Origin of the sequence: Bartonella queenslandensis AUST/NH15 (genome assembly GCF_000312585.1) — a bacterium.
GTDB lineage: Bacteria > Pseudomonadota > Alphaproteobacteria > Rhizobiales > Rhizobiaceae > Bartonella > Bartonella queenslandensis_A.
In genome coordinates this window covers 30282-36749 of record NZ_HE998007.1, presented here as the reverse complement: position 1 = coordinate 36749, position 6468 = coordinate 30282, and the positions used below count along the sequence as shown (strand labels likewise).

Genomic DNA, 6468 nt, shown 5'->3' with positions numbered 1-6468 from the left:
TGAATTAAATGACAATTATAAAAAAATTCATTATCACTTTGTATTTAAATAAAGTAATACGAAATTGCAGGCTACAAAAGCTGAATGATTTGCAATAAGAGTGTTTTTTTCATTGTTTAGAACAAAATGTTGGACTGGCCGGTGTTCGATATTGTTTGAAATATATTTGTGAAAGAAACCTGAGGCTTTATTTATCATAAAGCTGTTATTTGGGTGTGGATTGTCAGCATTTCAAAAAGTAAGGAAAGAAATGGCAATAAATGAACTGAAACGAGGGATGAGTAAGCGCCAAGTTATTTTTTTAGCTCTTGGCTCTGCTATTGGAACAGGTCTTTTTTATGGGTCTGCACAGGCAATTAAGCTTGCGGGGCCTAGTGTTTTGATTGCCTATTGTATTGCTGGTTTAGCTATTTTTATGGTTATGCGTGCTCTAGGAGAGATGATACTTCATAATCCATTGCCTGGTTCTTTTGCTCGTTATGCGGCAAATTACATATCACCATTAGCAGGTTTTTTAACGGGATGGACATATGTATTTGAGATGATTCTTGTTGGTTTGGCTGATATTACAGCTTTTGCGACTTATATGGGTTTTTGGTATCCTGATGTTGCTCCTTGGGTATGGGCACTGAGTATTACATTAATCATAACAGGTATTAATTTAGCTGCTGTAGAAGTCTATGGTGAACTAGAGTTTTGGCTATCTTCTATTAAAGTTATTGCTATCATTGCGATGATTATTTTAGGAATAGCAATTATTTTTTGGGGATGGGGTGGAAGTGTAGGTTCTTCTACTGTTACTGTTCATAATTTATGGAAGAATGGTGGCCTTTTCCCCAATGGTTGGTTTGGTTTTTTAGCTTGCTTTAGTGTTGTTGTCTTTGCTTTTGGGGGCATAGAAATCATTGGTATGGCAGTCATGGAAGTTCAAAATCCTCATCAAACGATTTCAAAAGCAATTAATTCTACTCCAGTTCGTATTTTGCTTTTTTACGTCATGACGTTAGCTATTTTAATGTCTCTTTATCCTTGGAATGAGATTGGTCTTATGGATAGTCCTTTTGTATCCATTTTTGAAAATCTTGGGATTTCATATGCCGCAAATATTTTAAATATTGTTGTTGTTACAGCGGCTATTTCGGCAATGAATAGTGGAATGTATGGGGCTTGTCGTATGATCCATGGTTTATCGCAGGAAGGTTATGCTTTAAAAAAATTTCAATATTTATCAAAAAACGGTATACCAGTTTTTGTTATTTTGATGATTTTTACTATTTTTCTTTTTGGTGCTGTCCTTAATTATTTTTATCATGAAAAGCTTTTTTTTCTTATTGCTGCAATGGCAACATTTGCGACGGTTTTTGTTTGGATGATGATTCTACTTTCGCAAATTTTTATGCGAATTAAGATGCCTAAAGAAGTACAGAATGGTTTGAACTTTCCCATTCCATTTTGGCCAATAGGGTCAATTTTTTCTATTTTATTTATGGTTTTTATTTTTATTCTCTTATGGTACTTCGATGAGACACGACCAGTTTTAATTGTCGGTGTTAGTTGGATTGCTTGGCTTGTTATTTGTTTCTATGCTCTTAAACTTTATAATTTTAAGCAAAAGAAACTGCAATAAATTAAAGATGAGACGAATAAAGAAATGGTTGATGTCTTCAGGAGAACGGGTATTTGATCACTGTCCTCCAAAGATTGGAATAATCTAGATTGACAACAATCTGTTCGTTACCATTTTGCTTTGGAATTTTTTGTGCGCCATTGTTGATGATAACAACTCCATCATGTAAATATCAGGTATTTTATGATGCTGAACTGTGCTATTCACTGCTATGCTATTAATATAAATATTTCCTGTTAAAATGGTTTTATGTTAGAATGTCTAATAATGCTAATAGGTTTTACTAGATACAGGCCTATAGGGAAATGTCTTTTTCTAAACTTATTAATGAAGTTCTGTTTCACAAGAAAAGTTATTGTGATAATTATTTCTATTATTTGATTTATGTTTTTCATCGATACTTAACTAAGCTGATAAGTTATTTTAAAGCTTTTTAAAAATTGAGGTTTTAAATTTTGTTGTTTAAAAGAAATCGCTGTAGAAGCGAAGGTGAAATTCTTTATGCAATTCCTTGTAAAAGAAGAGTGGGGTTTTTGCGTCCTTTAAAAGGATATTGCGGTTATTATGGGGTAAAGAGGAGAAATCTTTTTCAAAAAGGCGTTGGTAGAAAATAGCAGATAACAGATTCATTGGGGGGATTGTATTATTGTGTTTGCAAAAGCTTTCATAGAGAATCGGTAAAATATTGCAATAAAATCCATAGAAGAGTCAATCTAAGAGAATGATGCGCGTGTGCTCATTTTTTCACGATTCTTTTATTGCTAAAAGGGGCAGGGAGAAAGTGTTTATAAGCATATGTTTCATTGACTGTTTTTGGTGGATTTTTGTTACAATGTTAAATAATATCAGTACAGGGCTCATTTTTATCACGAGTGGAAGAAGACAAAATGCATTTTGCAACTGTATTTAGGCACAAGATTACGCAATATTATCGTTAAAAGCGTGCAAGAGAAGTATAATCAGCAAGAACAATTGTCTAAAAGTGGACTTTTCAGTAGTAAATCTTCCAATATATCTCAATCGCATACCGCGCGGTTTTCTCTATTCTTAGTGCGACGGGTGATATTAATGTGGATGCAAAAAAGAAGCTACAATTACTGCTTTTTATATGATTGCAAATGTAGGCTCCGGCACTGTTCATAGCAATAGTGGGGAAAACAACATATTAGCGGGGACCATGTTGTCTGGAAACCCTGTAGAGATGGGTGTTGGTGGTGATTTCACCATTAGCAGCCTCAGTGATACGGGGCAAACTTTCAGTAGGCAGAACTCTCCTTTCCATTGGCTTTAATAGTGAAAAAAAGGATGATGTAGCGACAACCAATATTTCCTTTAACAAGAATAAATCCTCTAGCGATTGTCACAGCGTTGTGGAGCAATCAGGTATCAAAGCCGGTGAGGGCGGCTTTGAGATCAATGTTAAAAATTAAATAACCCTTGACTAGGGTATTATCGACAGCACCGTATCAGTAGACAAAAATAAACTGATCACAGGAACCATTACGACGAGTGATATCACCAACAGTGCTGATGCTCAAGCCAATAGAGATGGGATTAGCATTTCTGCGGGTGATCCCATGATCTGAGGCAAATATGGTGTTGCAAAAAACATTGTTAAAAATGTCTTAGATCATGCGAAAGCCAAGAATGGAGCAGAAGGTGAAACCAAATCGGCTATCAGCGATGGCACCATCATCCTAATCAGTTAAAGCAACCATAGGGCGATGGGGCAAGGTGCTGGGAAAATCATTGGTTTTCTCAACCGCAACACCGCAGCAACTTACCAGGCGGTAAGACAGCTCAATGTAGCACCGCTTGTGGGAGCAGTGTATAATCGCCTATGTCAAAGAGCATCCAGTGGGGGAGGTAGAGCATGATGAAAATGGCAATACCCTCTGTTTAACCGATGAAAATGGAAAATCTATAAAAGATAGTTATGGAAGAAAAATACCTCTGTATCACTTTTTAAAACCAGAGGAAGAAAAGCCTTTACAAAAAGGTTCTGATGGCAAGGTTTATATGTTTTACAATGGCATTTTTAATTCACCAGATGATGCAGCGCGTTATGCTGTCCAAATGGCTGATAATAAAAAAGGTCCCCTTTATTTTACATACTTCCCCCCAAGCTGACGATCTGCTGGTAGAGTTAGGGATAGCATTTTATCAAAAGTTTTTTGAGGGGAACACTTGGAGGTTGAGTAATTCGACGAAGAAGTTCCAAGATTTTATTTATCGTTATGGCAATACAGGAGCGATTGTAAGTGCGCATAGCCGCGGTACCATAACAGAGGGTAATGGATTGCGTGACCTTGAAGAGCATGGCATCCACGGTATAGTCAAGAAAACAGACTTTTACCTTTTGGGGGCGGCTGCTCATCTGCAATCGATAGCCAATAGGGTAGATTATCTAAGCGATGGCGAAAAAAATTATATCTATGTACAAGGTCATATATTAGACCCCATTAGTACAGGAATTGGTTCCAACCCACCTACGGCTTATGACGTACGTTTCGAACTATATGATTCAATCCATTCGTTAGTTTTACCACTCAGAGAGATAGGAGGAGCGATCATCGGCCATAACCCTAGTACCCATAATTGTTATGGTAATGCGAGTTCTGAGTGTAAAACTAATTACGGTTCATTTGATTTTAAAAAACTTTATTCAACGAGAACAGGGACTAAAAAATGAAAATATTGTTTAATTTATTAAGCCTACTCATTTTATTAACGGTCACTGGATGTGATATGGACAAACCTCCTCCAGAGTATGTAAGTATGTGGAAGAAGCCAGGAGCAGACTCTACAGAGGTAGGAAAAGCATTGTTAGAATGTGGCATGCCAAGCCTTATTGATCTTGATTCAGCAAACGACAATCGCAGCTTAAATCAAATGGCAACCACTGATGCTTGTATGGTTCAAGCAGGATTCCAGTATAAAGATAAATGGGCGGGGACTTGGTGTCAGAATTTTAAAGAAGAAAACCTATCCATTTGTCGATCAGGCGCGGTCATTCCGAAGCGCAGTGTTGAAAAGCGCTTAGACAGCCCGTTTTGTAAAAGGTATAAAAACGCATCGGAGTGCCAGCCTTAAGTCTTGCTGTTTGCGGAAACTACAATCCCCGCTCTCATGTGTTCCCATGCCTGTGCAGGATTGCTCCATCAACCAATTATTTTAACGCTATTTATCTATGGGGTCTAAAAATGTAGGCGCGACAATTTATAAAAATATCTATTTCAATTATAATCAAAACATTGAGAATAATGATCAGCATAACATTGATAGAATATGATTTTAGTAGTAATTTTCACTGTGTTTTTGATATAATGTCGGATAGCATAATCGTCGAAAAAAGATCAATGATAATAAAGATTGATAATGTCCGTCATTGTTTTGGAAATGAAAAAATAGCATGTAATAATTTATAGATTGTTTCGTAATATCAAAATTATTCAAGGATAGGAAAATGAAGAAGATTTTAAAATTATTAAGCGGGATAGCCTTATTTGTTATGGCTGGATGTTATCCAGAACAGCCTTCTCGAACAGTTGTAGATACATGGGAAAAGTCTGGGGCGGATCAACTTGAGGTCAAAAAAGCTCTGTTGGAATGCGGAATGCAGCATCTTGATGGCCGTCTTGATACAGAAAAAAATACAGATGAGAAATTCAATGAAGAGGAGTCTGTGAATGCATGCATGATACAAGCAGGTTTTCAGGACAAATTGGGAAGGGTGAAATGGTGTGAAAAATATGAAAATCTTCCAATTTGTCAGTCTGATGCTGTTATTCCTCAGCGAAGTGTAGAGAGGCGGTTGAATAGTCTTCATTGTCAAGAGCATAAAGAACAATCTGAATGTCAGCCTTAGGGTATTGAAGCTGCTGTAATCAAAAATCCTTACCTTCTTGTTTTTACATGGGGGGCGGGATTTTTTCTTCAATATCTATGTGCTAACGAGATTCATCTCGCGTGTGAGCGAGTATGAGTAGACTTATCGGTCTTTCTATCGTAAATATTGAAAGAGGGGGGGGAAATGCAAAAAGTATTGAAGTTATTGAGTGCTATAATTTTATTCAGCTCGGCGGGATGTATTAACGAATCTCCTCCATCGACTTTGGAATTATGGGAAAAGCCTAGTGTTAATAAATCTATAGTCCAGCAAGCACTGTCAAAATGTGGTTGGAAACCAATCTACGCTTCTTCTGAAAATATGGATTCGCGTGTAAGTGGGTTTGCAGCAGTTTATGAGTGCATGACTCAAGCAGGTTATCGGTACAAATTACAAGATTCAAAAGGAATCTATTTTTCATCGGTGCCGCGAAGTGATTCATTTTTAGTCAATTTAATGATAGCAGGGTATCAGCAGGTTGTGGACAATGATACTTTTGGTGTAACCAATTCGACAAAACAGGAGCGAGATTTGATGTTACGTCTTGAGAATGATAAAAAACGCCGGAAAATAAAAAAAGCTTTGAAAAAATGAAATATTCATCTGTAAAGCAATAATTGAATGAAAAATATTATGGAGAAAAGAGAGAGAAATACAGCTTTTTTCCCTCCTAGTAGAGTGATATTCATCAGCTCTGAGAGTGGTAATAGTGTTATTGTCAGATGATGATATTGGAGAATGTTTAGAGATTTATTCAATGTAAAAAGGGGTTCCAAATAGCTTAACTAAAATATCTGCTTAAACAATAACTTAAACAATAGAAGCAGATTGCTTTCATAGAGCTGATTTTGATGCTTTTCAATTTAAGGGTAGTGAGTATTGCATTGTATTTTAGTTTTTATCTGAAGATTCAAAATATTATGCAAGTGGTTTTGATGTAAAGAGCTTTTCA

General features: G+C 36.4%; 8 protein-coding genes. All 8 read left to right on the top strand.

Annotation, left to right across the window (positions count from 1 at the left end):
* Positions 1 to 250 precede the first annotated feature (250 nt).
* Positions 251 to 1627, top strand: coding sequence for an amino acid permease (locus BN338_RS07020; protein WP_039760418.1), 1377 nt, complete (start codon positions 251 to 253; stop codon positions 1625 to 1627).
* A gap of 1108 nt (positions 1628 to 2735) precedes the next feature.
* Complete coding sequence (locus BN338_RS13560; protein ID WP_341872025.1) at positions 2736 to 2918, top strand: hemagglutinin repeat-containing protein; 183 nt, start codon at positions 2736 to 2738, stop codon at positions 2916 to 2918.
* Positions 2842 to 3057: a hypothetical protein gene (locus BN338_RS13175; RefSeq protein ID WP_244427627.1), complete on the top strand. Its 216-nt coding sequence runs from the start codon at positions 2842 to 2844 to the stop codon at positions 3055 to 3057. Before BN338_RS13560 ends, BN338_RS13175 begins: the two co-directional genes overlap by 77 nt.
* 427 nt (positions 3058 to 3484) lie before the next feature.
* On the top strand, positions 3485 to 3757 hold the full coding sequence (locus tag BN338_RS13170) for a hypothetical protein (RefSeq protein WP_051018509.1): 273 nt from the start codon (positions 3485 to 3487) through the stop codon (positions 3755 to 3757).
* A 64-nt stretch (positions 3758 to 3821) separates the two neighbouring features.
* A complete protein-coding gene (locus BN338_RS13165; RefSeq protein WP_051018508.1) occupies positions 3822 to 4319 on the top strand; it encodes a hypothetical protein in 498 nt (165 codons plus the stop codon).
* Positions 4316 to 4720, top strand: coding sequence for a hypothetical protein (locus BN338_RS07010; protein WP_039760415.1), 405 nt, complete (start codon positions 4316 to 4318; stop codon positions 4718 to 4720). Before BN338_RS13165 ends, BN338_RS07010 begins: the two co-directional genes overlap by 4 nt.
* Positions 4721 to 5093: 373 nt before the next feature.
* On the top strand, positions 5094 to 5495 hold the full coding sequence (locus BN338_RS07005; RefSeq protein ID WP_039760413.1) for a hypothetical protein: 402 nt from the start codon (positions 5094 to 5096) through the stop codon (positions 5493 to 5495).
* Positions 5496 to 5660: 165 nt separating this feature from the next.
* A complete protein-coding gene (locus BN338_RS07000) occupies positions 5661 to 6110 on the top strand; it encodes a hypothetical protein (protein WP_039760412.1) in 450 nt (149 codons plus the stop codon).
* Positions 6111 to 6468: the final 358 nt, after the last annotated feature.